At 54.6% G+C, this 16,006-nt stretch carries 12 protein-coding genes; 4 read left to right on the top strand and 8 right to left on the bottom strand.

Translation table 11 applies throughout. The features are described 5' to 3' along the window. Positions 1-220 precede the first annotated feature (220 nt). From TY09_RS05120 to TY09_RS05110, 3 genes are all read right to left on the bottom strand, one after another. Complete coding sequence (locus tag TY09_RS05120; RefSeq protein ID WP_042431675.1) at positions 221-1,669, bottom strand: YdbT family protein; 1,449 nt, start codon at positions 1,667-1,669, stop codon at positions 221-223. Beyond that, entirely contained in the window at positions 1,662-2,096 is a 435-nt protein-coding gene (locus tag TY09_RS05115; RefSeq protein ID WP_042431674.1) for a PH domain-containing protein, read from the bottom strand. Before TY09_RS05115 ends, TY09_RS05120 begins: the two co-directional genes overlap by 8 nt. 437 nt (positions 2,097-2,533) lie before the next feature. Beyond that, a complete protein-coding gene (locus TY09_RS05110; protein ID WP_042431673.1) occupies positions 2,534-3,169 on the bottom strand; it encodes a Crp/Fnr family transcriptional regulator in 636 nt (211 codons plus the stop codon). Between the two features lie 234 nt (positions 3,170-3,403). On the opposite strand from TY09_RS05110, the gene leuC reads away from it, so the two are divergent. Then, entirely contained in the window at positions 3,404-4,687 is a 1,284-nt protein-coding gene (leuC, locus tag TY09_RS05105; protein WP_042431672.1) for a 3-isopropylmalate dehydratase large subunit, read from the top strand. Further along, positions 4,684-5,169 carry a 3-isopropylmalate dehydratase small subunit gene (gene leuD, locus TY09_RS05100; protein WP_042431671.1) on the top strand — a complete coding sequence of 162 codons (486 nt, stop codon included), beginning with the start codon at positions 4,684-4,686 and terminating at the stop codon, positions 5,167-5,169. Before leuC ends, leuD begins: the two co-directional genes overlap by 4 nt. A gap of 218 nt (positions 5,170-5,387) precedes the next feature. On the opposite strand, the gene TY09_RS05095 is transcribed toward leuD, so the two are convergent. From TY09_RS05095 to TY09_RS05075, 5 genes are all read right to left on the bottom strand, one after another. Beyond that, on the bottom strand, positions 5,388-5,858 hold the full coding sequence (locus TY09_RS05095) for a hypothetical protein (RefSeq protein WP_042431669.1): 471 nt from the start codon (positions 5,856-5,858) through the stop codon (positions 5,388-5,390). A gap of 305 nt (positions 5,859-6,163) precedes the next feature. Then, positions 6,164-8,239 carry an elongation factor G gene (locus TY09_RS05090; protein WP_042431667.1) on the bottom strand — a complete coding sequence of 692 codons (2,076 nt, stop codon included), beginning with the start codon at positions 8,237-8,239 and terminating at the stop codon, positions 6,164-6,166. A gap of 335 nt (positions 8,240-8,574) precedes the next feature. Further along, positions 8,575-11,925: an HAD family hydrolase gene (locus TY09_RS05085; protein ID WP_042431665.1), complete on the bottom strand. Its 3,351-nt coding sequence runs from the start codon at positions 11,923-11,925 to the stop codon at positions 8,575-8,577. Between the two features lie 28 nt (positions 11,926-11,953). Beyond that, positions 11,954-12,724 (bottom strand): 23S rRNA (guanosine(2251)-2'-O)-methyltransferase RlmB, encoded by a 771-nt coding sequence (gene rlmB / locus TY09_RS05080; RefSeq protein WP_042431662.1) that lies wholly within the window; start codon positions 12,722-12,724, stop codon positions 11,954-11,956. A 362-nt stretch (positions 12,725-13,086) separates the two neighbouring features. Continuing rightward, on the bottom strand, positions 13,087-13,350 hold the full coding sequence (locus TY09_RS05075; protein ID WP_009064658.1) for a hypothetical protein: 264 nt from the start codon (positions 13,348-13,350) through the stop codon (positions 13,087-13,089). Between the two features lie 420 nt (positions 13,351-13,770). On the opposite strand from TY09_RS05075, the gene TY09_RS17565 reads away from it, so the two are divergent. Together TY09_RS17565 and TY09_RS05065 are read left to right on the top strand one after the other, a co-directional pair. Then, positions 13,771-15,177, top strand: coding sequence for a sensor histidine kinase (locus tag TY09_RS17565; RefSeq protein ID WP_187119579.1), 1,407 nt, complete (start codon positions 13,771-13,773; stop codon positions 15,175-15,177). Then, on the top strand, positions 15,153-15,962 hold the full coding sequence (locus TY09_RS05065) for a response regulator (RefSeq protein ID WP_042431661.1): 810 nt from the start codon (positions 15,153-15,155) through the stop codon (positions 15,960-15,962). The genes TY09_RS17565 and TY09_RS05065 overlap by 25 nt, the downstream gene beginning before the upstream one ends. Positions 15,963-16,006 lie beyond the last annotated feature (44 nt).

Here is a 16,006-nt window from a genome sequence, read left to right as displayed (position 1 = left end):
CTTTTATGTCAGTATAATTTATAATTAGATACCGGACAAGGGATGCTTTCTGTTCCAGCCCCCTCTAGTTGGAATACCCACCGGTTTTCGTTTGATTACTCTCTCTTTTTTAATATCAGGGCGCCGCATCACTGCGGCGCCCTGATATTTTTATGCCGCTTTTCGCGCTTTGGCTGAAACGGTAAGATTTCGTATGGTCCGTATCCGCTCGGCAGGTCGGTTACGGTTGCTCTGTTTCTTCCCAAAGAAAGGAGAGCTGCTGAATATCCTCTACACGAAAATGGCGCAGATCAAAGCAGGCGCCTTTTTCAGTTCCGATGCACAATCGTACTTGGCAGCGCCCGCTGCGCCGCTGCAGCGGATTTTGGCGGATCACCACAGCCTGCACCGCGCTTTTGGGGAGCACTGCCGTGAAAAGCTGATCGCTCACATAGCCGCAGGCCGCAATATGGGTGTCATCTTCAGCCAGAAAGGAATTGCGGTACGCGGCTGTGCGGAGCAGCAGATGGTACATCGGGAAAACCAACAGGAACAGCACCAATGGAGAGAATAGGGCGAGATACCGTACAAACAACGCGTAAAGCAGGAAGATCGCCGCAGCGTGCAGCAGCGGTACCAAAAGAAAGCTCAGCAAAGAGTTTTTGGGCGGACGGATGCTTGTCATCCCCTCGCGCGAAAAGAAATACGGCGACTCCTTCGGGTAAAAGCGGGCCAGGTGATAGCGCAGCTCCTGGGTGTTTGCAGCCGCCATCAAAAGGCTGCGGTCGCCTTTCTCTTTGCCCGAGCCGATGGTGTGCAGGTAGACCGATGACAGATGCAGCAGACGCATCATCAGCGTCTGACGAATTGCCACCGCGCGGATGGCCTGATCGGTAAGAAGCTGCCGGCTGCGGAAAAACATCCCGCGTGAGATCATGGTGCCGGTAGGGCATGTGCCCGCGGTGAAAAAGGCGTAGCGAAAAAACTGCACCAGAAAAGCGCAGAACCATCCCAATGCCATCAGCCAGCCGACAATTGCGACTGTAGGAGGCAGCCCCCAGGCAATCAGCCGCTGGGTCTGGTTCACGCTCTCATAAATCCCGTATAGCTGCCGGGTCAGCTCTTCCCCGAGCAGCTTTCCGGCGCGATTGAGCAAAAGGCCGATCACCAGCAGACCCGAGGCTGGGTTCGACCACGAGATGGCCATCAGCACCACGCGCACGGGGCTGGCGGCATAGCGGTGTGTGATTTCTTCCCGCAGCTGATTCCACCAGCTCATCGGCTCTTTTTTGTGCAGAAGCAGCGTGAGGCTGGGGCGTTTCGCGTTTGCCGCGGGGCTGTCGAGCATTACCTGCACCGCGCCGAAAAGGTCGAGAATCGGATTCAGCCGCAGAAAGACCGATGCAACGCAGTCCGCCGGAAGAATGCGGTGCTTATAAAAAAACAGCCCACTGTTCCAGTATAAAATGGAAAGGCTGCGTCCGCTGTCCTCCACTGCGGTGACTCCGTACCCGCAGCTGAGGTACTGAAAGCATGCGATTCCAACGACGGCAATCACGCCGGGCAGGCTGCTCCATGCCACTTCTGAAAACGGCGCGCGGAATACCGCCTGCACCAGCGGGACAATCAGCAGGAAGAAAAAGCGGGAAAGATAGTTCCACAACGTAACAACATGCGGGCGTTTAGTCATCGGCGGCCTCCTCAATGCGGCGCAGCAGCTCGCGGGCGTCTGGTTCTGCCAGCTGCCGCAGGGAGATGGGCGCGCCGACCGGGCGCACCGAAAGCGTGCAGAGTCCCAGCAAACTTTGCAGAGGCGTGCGCGAGATGGATGCGGTAAGGATCGTTTCGAGCCGCAGAGAAATGCGCACCGAAAACAGCACGCCCGTCCGCCAGGTCAGCCGGCCGTTCTCAAGGCTGGCCAAACTGGAGTGGAACAGGCGAGGAACATACCAAAAATAATACAATAAGTATATTACAATGAAAATAATACATAAAATGATGCCTACGATCGGGAAAAGAGCCGCAACAATGCCGCATACAAAGCATGCCGGCAGCGCGACCAGTGTTCCCCGAATGCGCCACAGGCGGATGCTGTTTTTCCCCAGCGCGAATTCCAAAGCAAATCACCCCAGATTATTTTCCCCAAAATCTGTGGATTATAAGGACCTCACGCCATTAGCGGCAACAAGTTGCCGACGGCTGGGAGAACCTTGAAACTCGAGTTTGGTGAAATGATTCGACTTCTACCGCTTATTGAGGCAACGACATCTAATTCTCGTTATAAGGACCTCACGCCGTTAGCGGCAACAAGTTGCCGACGGCTGGGAGAACCTTGAAACTCGAGACAGATGAAATAATTTGATTTCTGCCGCTTATTGAGGCAACGACATCTGATTCTCGTTATAAGGACCTCACGCCGTTAGCGGCAACAAGTTGCCGACGGCTGAGAGAACCTTGAAACTCGAGTTTGGTGAAATGATTCGACTTCTACCGCTTATTGAGACAGAGACATCTGATTCTCGTTATAAGGACTTCACGCCGTATCTAAATCCCATTACGAAAGCGCAAAGCGCAGAAGAGCCTCCAGATTCAGGATTCGGATGCTCCGGTATTGGGTAGAAACCCAGCCGCGCCGGGAAAATTCACCTAAAACTCGGCTGACGGTCACGCGGGAAACCCCCGCCATGCTGGCCAAATCCTCGTGTGAGCAGGCGATGGGTTCACCATCGCGCTCGCCCGAAAGCTCGGTAAGGATTTTTGCGATGCGCCGGTCGGCCTGCAGGAAGGTCATGTGATCCACCTGGTTGGACAGCATGCGCACTGTTTTCGAAAACAGGTGTAATAGCTGAAAGGCGAGCATCGGTTCCTCGCGGAAGCAGTCGAGCAGAACCTCGCGGTTGATGGGGATGATCTGCGATTTTTCCAGCGTGCGTGCGGAAGAAACGCGGGGAAGGCCGTCAAAAAACGCAGCCTCGCCGAAGATGTTCCCTTGCTCGAGCAGGGTGAGGGTTTTTTCCTGTCCGTTTTCAGAGCTCATAAAAATCCGCACCCGGCCGCTTTTCAGATAATAAAAGCGCTCGGCTAGCTCACCCTGCCGGTAAATCATTTGGTTCCCCGGGTACAGCCGGGGCGTTTCTTTGCGGCCTAATACCTCCCATAGACTTTCCGCGGCCCATTTTAATTGCTCCATCTGCCGTTCCTCCTGCGATTATCGCTCATACTGTTTCAAAAAAGGTGGTTTTTCCCATTGGTAGCGGAAAAGAAACAGTCCTATTTTAGCTACACCAACCATACGATTTGAAATCCGAAAAATATTTTCTCAATTGTATCATGCTTTACATTCTTTGCGCAACAGGAATGCGATAATAAAGAAAATGAAAACAAGCAAAGAGGCTTTCATCAAATCAGAGGAGGTTTTGAACCGATGGGCATGACGATGACGCAAAAAATTCTGGCGGCGAAGGCCGGACTGCCGCAGGTAACGGCAGGGCAGCTGGTAGAGGCGTCGCTGGATTTGGTTCTGGGCAACGATATTACCAGCCCGGTTGCCATCAACGAGTTTGAAAAGAGCGGGGCCACGGGGATTTTTCATAAAGATAAAATCGCTCTGGTGCTCGACCATTTTACGCCGAACAAAGACATCAAGGCGGCGGAGCAATGCCGACAGACCCGCAATTTTGCGGACAAATACGACATTACGAATTTCTTTGATGTGGGCCAGATGGGCATTGAGCATGCGCTTTTGCCGGAACAGGGTCTGGTTGGCCCCGGCGACTGCGTGATCGGCGCGGATTCGCACACCTGCACCTATGGCGCGCTGGGCGCGTTTTCCACGGGCGTCGGCTCCACGGATATGGCGGCGGGCATGATCACCGGCAAGGCCTGGTTTAAGGTGCCTGGGGCCATCCGCGTGGTGCTCAATGGAAAGTGTCTGAAATGGGTGTCCGGCAAGGACGTGATTCTGCACCTGATCGGCAGGATCGGCGTGGACGGCGCTTTGTATCAGTCGCTGGAATTCACGGGTGAGGGAGTCAAATCCCTTTCGATGGATGACCGCCTGTGCATCGCGAATATGGCGATCGAGGCCGGTGCAAAGAACGGCATTTTCCCGGTGGATGAGATCACACTCGCTTACTGCAAGGATCGTTTCCAACGCGAGCCGGTGATCTATACCGCCGACGAGGATGCGCAGTACGACAGCGAGATCGTGATTGATCTCTCCACCCTGCGGCCCACAATCGCGTTTCCGCATCTTCCGGAGAATACCCGCACCATCGATGAGGCGGGTACGGTAAAGATTGATCAGGCTGTGATCGGTTCCTGCACAAACGGACGGATGGAAGACCTGCGCGCCGCGGCAGAGATTTTAAAGGGGCGCAAGGTGAACAAGCGTGTGCGCTGCATTATCATTCCCGGCACCCAAAGCATTTATCTGCAGGCGATCCGCGAGGGATTGGCCGAGATTTTTGTCGAGGCCGGAGCGGTGTTCTCCACCCCCACCTGTGGGCCGTGCCTCGGCGGGCATATGGGCATCCTCGGCAAAGGGGAGCGGGCGGTTTCCACTACAAACCGCAACTTTGTGGGCAGAATGGGTCACATTGAGTCCGAGGTGTATCTGTCCAGCCCCGCAGTAGCGGCGGCCAGCGCGATTACCGGCGTACTGACCGACCCCGCGGCTCTGGAAACAGAAAAGGAGGATGCAGAATGAACGCACAAGGAACAGTACACAAATACGGCGATAACGTCGATACCGACGTCATTATTCCGGCGCGCTACCTGAATACCTCATCGCATCAGGAGCTGGCGCAGCACTGTATGATAGACATCGACGCGGATTTTGTCAATCGGGTAAAACCGGGGGATATTATCGTGGCAAATAAAAATTTCGGGTGCGGCTCCTCCCGTGAGCACGCCCCCATCGCGATCAAGGCGAGCGGAATCTCCTGCGTGATCGCTTCAACCTTCGCGCGGATTTTCTACCGCAACTCTATCAACATCGGCCTGCCGATTCTGGAGTGCGAGGAGGCAGCCCGTGAGATTCAGGCGGGTGACGAGGTCAGTGTGGATTTCGACACCGGTGTGATTCGCGACCTCACCACGGGCAAAACATATCAGGCTCAGCCGTTCCCGCCGTTTATCCAGAACATTATTTCAAAGGGCGGTTTGCTGAACAGCATCACTAATCCGTAAATAAGTCAAACGTTTATAGATCGTTACACAGCAAGGGCGGGGATTCAAAAGAATCCCCGCCCTTGCTGTGTATGATTAGGAGTGCATCTTCGAAGTTGATGCGACAGGAGAAAACGATTATATGCAAGCAAATGATATGTCAAAAATCTCTTACTTTATGTGAATAAGGCATTTGTATTCCGGATGCTCGAAGGAGGGGGATTTTTCAAAAGACGCAGTCACTTTTGATCCATTGGGCCTATGATGCCCAGCCTTTCCCGTCCCTCTAACAGCTTTTGGTGCAGATAATTGTATTGAGTCCCCTCCACAACTGCATATTTGTCGGGGTAGGTATCCTGTATATCAATCATAATGTATTGGTTAGATTTTTCGAGAACAACATAGTTGTTCACTAAATATTCTGAACCGTCTTCGACTGTAATACGAATATGATTGTTATAATCAGAATTCATCAATTCATCGTCAGCGGGGAGAAATCTCAACCGGTTTAAATACTCGGAGAATTCGGTAGCGCTCCGGTTAAAAAAGCTGTCTTTGAAAGTGTAGGAGTTCCATTTTTCGTCTGGATAAGAAATTCGATACATTAAATTTGACATTTGCTGATATTGAACAACACCCCAGGATAAAATGAATAAGGTAACAGTAATAAGGGCTATCACGGCATTGTTTTTTTTATTGACTGTTTTCACAGTACATCACCTGAAATTCAGTTTACCATTCACGGTTCCTGCGGATGGTGAAACGAGAATAAAAAAATGTTACATTACGGAATAACCGAATTCGGTTGAGATTGACTTTTTTACATCATCTGTTTACCCATTTCAGCAATGTGGCAGCAGGAATCTTTGTTTTCCTTTGTCCTCTGTTAATATACCGATTGAGTGCCCCATTTTGTTACAACATTTACCAAAAAATTTTTATTTATTTTAAAAATAAGCCGGAGCACCGGCCCGTTATGGGCAAATGCTCCGGCTGAATTTGAATCAATCAGAATTTATTCGGCTTTTTCCGCCGCGGCCTTTGCGGCTTCCACTACCTTCTGGGCCACCTGCGCGGGGGCTTCCTCGTAGCGGGTAAAGGTAAACGTAAAGCTACCGCGTCCCTGGGTCACCTGGCGGATAAAGGTTGTAAAGTCGTGCATCTCGGCCATCGGGACTTCAGCCTCAACCACCTGCATTCCGGAGGCTCCGGGGTTCATGCCCATAATGCGCCCGCGGCGCTTGTTGACTTCTCCCATCACGTCGCCGGTGTTGGAATCCGGCACCGTGGCAGAGAGCGTGCCGATGGGCTCCAGCAGAATCGGACCCGCCTGCGGCATGCCGGTCTTATACGCAACATTGGCCGCCAGCTTGAACGCCATTTCAGAGGAATCTACGGGGTGGTACGAGCCGTCGTACAAGGTGGCTCTCAGGCCGACCACAGGGTACCCGGCCAGCGGGCCTTTCTGAATGCTCTCGCGCAGGCCCTTTTCCACGGCGGGGAAGAAGCCCTTCGGCACCGAGCCGCCAACGACGCGCTCGCCGAATTCCAGGCCGTCGCTGTCGCAGGGCTCGAATTCGATCCAAACGTCGCCAAACTGGCCGTGGCCGCCGGTCTGCTTTTTATGTCGGCCCTGCACCTGCACCTTTTTGCGAATGGTCTCGCGGTACGGTACGCGCGGGTCGGCAAGCGTAATCTCTACGCCGAACTTGCTCTTGAGCTTCGACACCACAACGTCCAGATGCTGCTCGCCGAGGCCGGTGATGATCATCTGGCGGGTTTCGGGGTCATTGACAAAGCGCAGGGTGGGGTCTTCCTCCAGCAGACGAAGGATGCCCTGTGCGATCTTGTCCTCATCTCCCTTGTTTTTCGGCACAATTGCCATTGAGAGGGTGGGGGCAGGGTAATCCACGCCTTCGAGCACGATCTTGCGGGCGGGTGAGCAGAGCGTGTCGCCGGTGCCGGTGCCCTGCAGCTTCGGCACCGCGCCGATGTCGCCGGCTACAAGCGCCTGCGCTTCTTCCTGCTTTTTACCGCGGATGGTGACAACCTTGCCGATGCGCTCGGGGTTGCCGGTTCTCATATTGACCAGCGGAGTCTCCGTTGTGACTTTGCCGGAGATGACTTTTAGGTACGACAGTTTGCCGATAAACGGGTCGGCGATCGTTTTGAATACAATTGCGGCAGCGGCTCCGTCCTCGTTTGCAGAGAGCTCGACCGGGTTTCCATCCACATCCAGCCCCAGCTCGCCGCTTTTTTCCTCGGCGGAGGGGGCCAGCCAGATCAGGCCGTTGAGCAGCTGCTCAATGCCGTAGGTCAGCTGGGCATCGCCGCAGAACACCGGGCTGATGGTACCGTTCTTTACGCCCTTGCTCACGCCGACGATCACTTCTTCCGGCGTGAACTGCTCGCCGGAGAAATATTTCTCGAACATTTCCTCGCTGGTTTCGGCCACCGCCTCGTAAATCGCGGTGCGCAGACCGTCCAGACGGTCGCCCATGTCTGGCATCGGCACCTCGACCGGCGTACCGTTCTGGTAGCGGTATGCTTTATATTCCAGTATGTTCACGTAGCAGTCAGCATTGCCGTCTACAATATAGGGGACGACCACCGGGCACACGGAGGGGCCGAAGCTGGCCTTCAAATCTTCAAACACACGGTAGAAGCGCGCGCTTTCGTCGCACAGGCCGTTGACAAAAAAGATTTTCGAAAGTCCGCGGGCCGCTGCCGCCTGATTGGCCTTCTCGGTTCCGACCAGCACGCCGGATTTGCCGGATACGGTGATCAGAACGGAATCCGCGGCGCGAACGGCTTCGTAAAGCCCGCCCTCAAAATCGAACAGGCCGGGAGTATCGATCAGATTAATCTTATGGTTCTTCCACTCTAACGGAGCAACGGCTGCGCCCACGGAGGCCTTGCGGCGGATTTCCTCGGGATCAAAATCGCAAACCGTATTTCCTTCCCCTACCTTTCCCAGCCGGTCAGATGAGCCGGACAAAAACAGCAATGCCTCTGCCAGCGTAGTCTTTCCCGAGCCGCTGTGGCCCGCAATCGCAATGTTCAGAATATTTTTTGCATGATACTGCTTCACTTGGTAAAACTCCTTTCAAGATGCCCCAGCCGGGGCAGTAGGGTAATGCCGGGAGACCGTTCTGTGCAAACGGCAGTTGTTTGGATATTACCTACAATCCAATCCCAGTTATTTTTTACAATTATATCTTATTTTCACATAGGAAGCAATGCTTTCCAATAAATTAGACGCATTCAATAAGACGATTTTATGGAAACTATACAATTTAACGAATTCGGTTTTCTTTTGTGGTTTCTCCAGGATTCTCTTGACAGCACAAAAAAACGGACAATCCCTGTTTTGTGGGGATTGTCCGTCGAATCTGGCCGGGCCGCCCGGCCCGGCCGATTTTTGTGTTATGGCTTGCGCAGCCGGGGGATAATCAGTACGGCCGCTGCCCAGAACAGCTGGTACAACAGCAGCGCCATGGTAGAAAGCTGCTCAAGCCCGGAATAAAAGACCAGGAACGCCACAAGCATGAACCCGAGAATGACTCCGACGGTCTGCAGCAGAGTCGCCATGGTCACATTGCTCTTTTCGCGCACGCAGGCGGTCAGCATCCGCATCATAGAGGCGGGGCGGCCCTTGCTGACAAACAGGGCGTCAGCGCGCTCGCGCTCTTTGGTGATCTTATTCTGGTACATGGTACCGAGCGTTTCCGGCAGAATCCGTACGGAATGTGGGTCAAGGCCAAAGCATTCGGCCACGAATTCGGGGGTCATGTTCGGGTCCGTCGTGCGCAGGATCAGGCTGATGCCGTTCTGCTCCATGCGGCGCAGCTCCAGCGCGCGTCGCTTGTCGGAGTTATACGAAATAACGAACATTGCGACCAGCTCGCCCTGCGAGGCCAGGTAGACCACCTTTTTTCCGCCCAGCAGGTATTTATTTTCGTAATCGCGGGAGGGCGGAGTCAGCCCGTGCTGCTCCAGCAGCTGCCGGGTGCCTACCAGCGTGCGGCGGCCGCTCACCCAGCCGGTGACGCCGCGTTCATCCTCATAAGTGATGTTTTCGGCCTTCGGCAGAATATCGCGCCGGTTCTGAATGATCTGCTCAAACAGGTCGCTTAAGGGGCCGCCCAGGGTGCACATCACCGCGCTGGCGTCCATAATGGCTTCGTCGATGCGCTGGCCGCCGAACGTTTTGATTCCATTCAGGATGACCGTCCCTTTGGGGAACAGCTCTTTGGCGTCGGTCATCAGCGCATTGGTGTTGCAGAAATACTCCACGGCAGGGTTGCCTACCAGCATTGTGCCGCATCGACGTGCCAGGGCGGACAGGCGGCTGATCGGCATGTTGACGCACAGCATGCTGGTGATCGGAGCGCTCACACAGGCTGCGGCGGCCAGAGCCGTTATCGCGGCGGAAGCGCTGCGGGTCAGCACCAGACTGATGGCGCACAGCACCAATGTGCCGAGGAACAGCAGAGGAGCCATCGACTGCGACGCCTGCTCGCTGGGGTCCGGCTCGTAGGAGTTGCGCAAAAAGTTGCGGAAAAAGCCTGTCTTCCTCTGGTATGCGATCAGCGGCTCGCCTACCACACAGCCTTTTGCCAGCTGCAGGGCAGTGTTGTAATCATCGAACAGCTCAACGCCCATTTTGGGTTCAGGCGAGATTAAAAAGCGGAAGTTCGCACGGATGCGCCGCACCATAGAGAGTTTGCCCGCAGAGTTGAGGAACAGGCCGAGCGCCGCCAAAACGGCGTACAGGTGCAGTTGCCCTCTCTCGACCTCCTGCGTCTGGAACAGCAGGGCGGCACCCTGTATCCACGCGGCCGCGGCGGCCACGGCCACACCGCTGTCCGCATTGGCCTGAAGACTTACCAGCGCCCGGATTCCCCCGAGCACTGTTTTGCGGCAGAATACGATCGCCATGGTCAGCAGGCACAAGTTTGTAATCAGGTACGCCAGCGGCAGAACCTCTGCCCGCAGAAATGCGGGCAGCATGCCGGAGCGTTCACTGACAAAGCCCCAGAACAGCATCACAAGCATCAAAATCCCTGTGACGGAAACACGCAGGGCCAGCGCACGGTGTTCCGCGCCCAGCTCGTGCAGAATCGAGGGCGCGTCCTCGGGTGCGGTGTAGTCGTCCAGATTCTCAGGCTCCGGCTCGGTGCCGGGCTCATCGTTGGGATCGTTGTCTTCTTCCACTTCCCCAAGGAAGCGGAATGTATGTACTCCGGAAGAGGCAGGCTGCCGTTTTTTCCGGCTGCGCGGTTCCTGTACCGGTTCTTCAGGCGGTTCCTCCGGTATGGTTCGATAGCTTTCCTCCACGCGGGTCAGCGCCGCTTCCAGCCGGTCGAACTCCAGTACATGAACGGGCAGAGTGTTCGGCAGGTATTTGCGCGATGCGCGGACCAGTGCGCGAATCTGTTCCTTCTTTTGCTGCTCCGCATGTCGCTGAGCGGTCTCTGCCTGCAGCTGTTCGAGCGCGGCGCGCGCCCTCTTTTCCTCTTCGGACTGCGGCAGCTCTTCGGTTCCCGCTTGCGGGACTATCTGTTCCGGCTCCTGCTCAGTGGAGGCGTGCAGTACTGCGGGCTCCGGCTGCGGAAGGTTCTGTTCGATTGCCTTTTGCTTCAGGGCTTCCGGCTGTGTGGATTCGGGGGCGGATTTCGGCTCGGCCGACGCGGGTGCGGGACTGACCTGCTCCTGCGACGGGGTCTGTGTATGGGACTGATCCGGCAGATCGGCGGCGGACGGCTGGGGCTCCGCTTCGTGGGGAACGACTTCTATTTCTTTTGTGATTTCATTTTTAGAAACCGGCGGCTGTGCGGTGATCACTTCCCGCGCGGGGCGTTCGGCTTTGGGGCGCGGTTTCTTCTCCGGTGCATCTGTTTCTTTCCGGGACTGCCGCACCAGACGGGCGGCTTCCTCCAGATCCATATATCCGCCTTCCGTTTCCTTTGGGAACGGAAGCGGCTCCAGGTGCAGGTGATGGCTGGCGGGGAGACCGGGCAGGCGGAATTCTTGTGTGGATTCTTTTTGTGGCAGGGGAGCGGATTCCTGTTGTGTGCGTGTGCTCTGCTTCGGCCGGGCCGGCTGTTCCGGAGCCAGTGGTTCGGCTGCTTTGGGCGCGGTGGGGCCAAGGGGCCGCTGCTGCGTTTCCCGGATCAGCTGTACGGGCGCGGCAGGCTCCCACGGCTGGAACCGGGCAGATATCTCTTCCTCTACCTCGTCCTCCGGCGTTTCGTCAAACAGATAGCGAAATGCGGGGGTAGGGCCTTTATCTGTGGAAACGGTGTCGTCGTAGCCCTTTTTATATTCCTCTACCGGCTTAAGCTGAAGCCCGTAGTAAATATCCTCTTCTTCGTCAAACTCGCAGGCCTCTGCCGCTTTGCGGCTGCGCCGGCGCGCAAAAAAGCCCTTCAGCCCGCGGGGAGCGGGCTGTTCTTCTTCGAGTTTCAGTTCTTCGGGGTCTTCTGTTTCGTCCGCCGCGCGAAAGCGGATTTCTCCGTTCTGCCCGGGAGTGAGCGGTTGGGCCGGCATCTCCTGCGGGGGCTGAGAAATCGGGGCCGGAATCTCTGGCCCGGGCTGAGGCGGGGCCGGCTGCTCCGGCTTTGGCTGGGTCTCGGGCGGCTGAATCCGCGGCGCGTTCTGCTCGTCCTTGCCGGTCAGCGTTTCATACGCCTTATTGCTCAAACGGCCTTTGGCCTCCGCCAGGATGTCATCCACCGAGTATTCCGGCGGGTTTTTTCCCCTGTTGTTTTCCATGGTAGGCTACACGCTCCCGTCCTTTTGCTTATTTGGCCTGAATCCCCCTGCGCTGCCGTACGACCTCATAGCAAATCACGCCGCATGCCACAGAAGCATTCAACGAGTTTATCTTTCCCAGCATCGGCAAAGATATGATAAAATCCGATTTTTCTCTGATCAGCCGGCTGACTCCGAAGCCCTCCGAGCCGATGACGATCGCGGCGGGACCGCGGTAATCCACACCGCACCAGTCCTGACCGTCCATATCGGCGGCGTAAATCCAAACGCCGCGTTTTTTCAGTTCCTCCAGTGTGCTCGGCAGATTGGTCACCCGTGCTACCGGCACATATTCCACTGCTCCGGCCGACGCCTTGCCCACGGCAAACGTAAGGCCCGCGGCGCGGCGGCGCGGCACAATCACACCGTGCGCTCCGGAGCATTCCGCCGTACGCAGGATCGCCCCCAGATTATGGGGATCCTCCAGCTCGTCCGCGATCAGGAAGAACGGCGGCTCGCCCCGCTCCTCCGCTACGCGGAACAGATCCTCCAGCGAGGCATATTCTTTTACGGCGGCCACCGCCACCACACCCTGATGGTTGGCGTGTCCGCACAGATAATCCAGCTTTTTGGGGTCGGCGTCCTTTATGGGGATGCCCGACTGCTTGGCCTTTGCAATAATGCCGCCGATGGAGCCCGTGCGGTTGCCCCGGGCCACATAGATGCTGTCGATGGTGCGCCCGGCTTTCAGCGCCTCTGTTACGGCGTTTCTGCCCGCAATAATGTCTTCGCCGCGCGCGGCGGTTTTATTTTCTTCCATATGTTCTGCTCCTCTTTACGGTCTTTGGCTTTGCCGCGCAGGCAAACCGCTAAAATGTTAAGTATTATTTCTGATTCTATAGGTTCTATATTTTTCAGAAAAATCCATTTCAGAAAGATTTTATTCTTTTGTGAGAAAACGGCCTGTTTCTTCTGTGAAAGTTTCCCGCAGCATACGTGCAGACGCAGCCTTTGCCCCGGTATGAGGGGCAAGGCTATACCAGCAGAATACCCATGCTGAGGATACCCTGCTAAAAATTTGTTTCAAAGCTTATGCTTTGGGCTGTATCGTGAGGTTATTATAACACAAAAGGGCGCGGAAAGGAAAATAAATTGTTAAAAAAAGGCGGATTATGCCCGGGCTCAAATCGTGGCAAAATATAAGATCGCCGCCGCTGCCGCCACGGCCGCGGGAGGAGCTACCCGAGTCACCCAAAAAGACATTCCCCGCGCCCGCTTCATGCCGGAGGGAGCGTCCATGCTGCGCAGTATTTTGCGGGCCTCGCGCTCGAGCAGCTCGCGTTCGGCGCTGGCGTATTCCGGCTTTACCACCAGATAGGCGCTTTCGTAGTACATATTCCCCGTTTCCTTCACCTCAATGATCTGTCTGCTGATTCCGCGAATCATAGTGAGCCTCCTGCTGATTTGATACCTTTATTTTAGGCGAAAGGCAAACGTTTATACGGAATGAATCAGGAAAAGGATAACCTGTTGATCGGTTATACCGTATGTAAATTTTTTCGGTTTACATAAATCCAGTGGATAACCCCGGAACATCCTGTGGAAAAGTCTGTTGAAAGTGTTGATAAGTGACGGTATACCGGTGTGTTAACTTTTTTTAAGATTTTGTGAAAATGTCTGTTATGTCAACCGAATCCGACGCAGAAACACATTTTACGAAACAACAGGCAGTATTTTCCCCTTTACGCGGACACCTAATTCTGAAAACTCATTCTTGTTTTTGATTGATTGACAACAATGCTTTTTCCATTAAAATGAAATTAAGCAATGCTCAAGTCGGTGAAATCAGTCCGGAAGGAGCCGCGGATGATGAATAGAAAAGCAACGGTGTATTTGATTACCATTCCCGTTTTACTGCTGATCCTGCAAATGTTTTTTGAAATGTTGGCTTTCGCTTGCCGGGGAAACAGCGATGTGCGGCTGATTTCGCTCATCAGTGTGGCCATGGAGTTGCTCTGCGCACTCCTCACCTGCTCCGTATTTATCAGCATCGCCAGAAACGGACATCAGCAGCGGCTGTTTGAAAAGCTTTTCCTCTGGATGCTGGCCTGGAATACCCTCGCCCTGCTGGGGGACGCCGTGTCCTGGAGGACCGGGTTTACCGGCATTTTCGCAGCGGAGCCGGCGGTCCGCATCGGCAGCTTTATCTCGCATTCCTCAGGATATGTGCTGATGGTGCTGTTCGGCATCTATTTACTCAGTTATATCAATGAAGACCCTTTGGAGCTTAAACGGTTTTTGGTTCTGTTTATCGGGCTGTGTGCGGATGGGTTTCTGCTCGTGGTCATGTCGCAGTTTACGGCGTCTGATCCACAGTACCCGTGGGATATTTCCGACCACCCATGGGTCGCGTTCTTTTTCATGATGGTTCCCACGGTCATGATCAGTGCGACGATTCTGCATTTCCGCAAAAAGCTGAGCAACCGGAAGGCGCTGATCTTTCTTTTTTATGAGGTGATCTGCGCGGCGTCTGTTGTGGCGGAAATCCTGATCGGCGGTCTTCGGCTGTATTACATTACGTCGGCCTTTCTTTTGATTTTGATTTACATAGACATACAGATGGAACATGAAAAAGAAAAAGAACAGGAGTTGATGCAGCAGAGAATCTCGATGATGCTCAGCCAGATTCAGCCCCATTTTCTGTTTAATGTTCTCGTCAGCATGAAGTCTCTTTGCCGTATCGACCCCGAAAAGGCGGAGATGGCTCTGGTGAATTTCACCGCATTTCTCCGGGTGAATCTGAATACCCTGACGAACAGCGAGAATGTTCCGTTTGAGCGGGAATTAGAGCACACCAGACATTATCTCCATCTGGAAAAAATGCGCTATGGGGATGACTTGTCGGTGACGATCTGTACACCAGTCACGGAATTCTTTCTGCCTCCGCTGACGTTGCAGCCGATTGTGGAAAACGCAGTACACCACGGGGTGATGCAGCGGGAGAGGGGCGGAACGGTTACCATCCTTACCTCCGGTACAGAGCGGGAATATCTGATCACTGTTTCAGACAACGGTGTGGGCTTTGACCCCGGCGGCCTGGTGCGGCTGAAGAACGATCACGTGGGTCTTGCAAATGTAAGGGAGCGGCTGCGCATTTCCTGCGGCGGCACCCTGAAAATAGACAGCGCGGAAGACAAGGGCACAACGGTGACAATCGTTTTACCGAAAAAGCGACAGGAGGAGATGAAATGCACAGACGGTTTCTTGCAGTAGACGATGAAAAATTGGCCCTAGAGGATCTGGTGAATTCCCTGAAAAAGGCCAGGCCGGGGTGTGAAATCCGGGCATTCAGCGACCCGATAAAGGCTCTGGAAGAGATTCGGGAAAATGCGTTTTGCCCCGAGGCGGCATTTCTGGATATTGAAATGCGCGGCCGCAACGGGCTGGAGCTTGCGTCCGAGCTGAAAAAGGCGATCCCCTCGCTCGAGATCATTTTCGTCACCGCCTATTCCCAATATGCTCTTAAGGCGTATTCCGTGCATGCCAGGGGATATTTGCTCAAGCCTGTCACTGTGATGGCGATTCAGAACGAACTCGAGCACATCGGCGAGCTGACGCTGAATGCACAGGCCGGGAAGAGTTTGCGCGTCCAGTGCTTCGGCAATTTCGAGGTGTTCCACGGGGAAAAACCGCTGCGGTTTCCCCGATCAAAATGCAAGGAGTTATTCGCCTATCTGGTGCACCGCAACGGTGCCTCCTGCAGTGTGAAGGAAATCTCGGCGATCCTGTTTGAAGACCGCCCCTATGACCGATGTCTGAAAAACCAGATTGAAATCTTTAAATCTGATTTGCTGAAAGCGCTCCGTTCGGCGGACTGTGCGGACGTCATTGTGAACAGCCACAACAGCGTTGCCGTCGATCCCCAGAAAATCGACTGCGACTATTACCGTTTCCTTTCCGGCGAGACCGCCGCGGTCAATTCTTATGCGGGCGAATACATGACGCAGTACAGCTGGGCCGAGATGACCTGTGCCGCCCTGAGTGAAAAAATAAGATAAACATTGAAAAGCTTTTGGATTCTCTCCCCGCAGAAAACGGGGAG

It is taken from the genome of Faecalispora jeddahensis (assembly GCF_000577335.1).
GTDB classification, from domain to species: Bacteria; Bacillota; Clostridia; order Oscillospirales; family Acutalibacteraceae; genus Faecalispora; species Faecalispora jeddahensis.
The sequence above is the reverse complement of the archived record's forward strand: the minus strand, read 5'-3'. Positions and strand labels throughout refer to the sequence as shown.

Excerpts from the sequence above, each read along its gene's own strand:
- TY09_RS05120 (WP_042431675.1), bottom strand. The coding sequence starts at position 1,669 with ATGACTAAACGCCCGCATGTTGTTACGTTGTGGAACTATCTTTCCCGC.
- TY09_RS05110 (WP_042431673.1), bottom strand. The coding sequence starts at position 3,169 with ATGGAGCAATTAAAATGGGCCGCGGAAAGTCTATGGGAGGTATTAGGC.
- leuC (WP_042431672.1), top strand. The coding sequence starts at position 3,404 with ATGGGCATGACGATGACGCAAAAAATTCTGGCGGCGAAGGCCGGACTG.
- leuD (WP_042431671.1), top strand. The coding sequence starts at position 4,684 with ATGAACGCACAAGGAACAGTACACAAATACGGCGATAACGTCGATACC.
- TY09_RS05085 (WP_042431665.1), bottom strand. The coding sequence starts at position 11,925 with ATGGAAAACAACAGGGGAAAAAACCCGCCGGAATACTCGGTGGATGAC.
- rlmB (WP_042431662.1), bottom strand. The coding sequence starts at position 12,724 with ATGGAAGAAAATAAAACCGCCGCGCGCGGCGAAGACATTATTGCGGGC.
- TY09_RS05075 (WP_009064658.1), bottom strand. The coding sequence starts at position 13,350 with ATGATTCGCGGAATCAGCAGACAGATCATTGAGGTGAAGGAAACGGGG.
- TY09_RS17565 (WP_187119579.1), top strand. The coding sequence starts at position 13,771 with ATGATGAATAGAAAAGCAACGGTGTATTTGATTACCATTCCCGTTTTA.
- TY09_RS05065 (WP_042431661.1), top strand. The coding sequence starts at position 15,153 with ATGCACAGACGGTTTCTTGCAGTAGACGATGAAAAATTGGCCCTAGAG.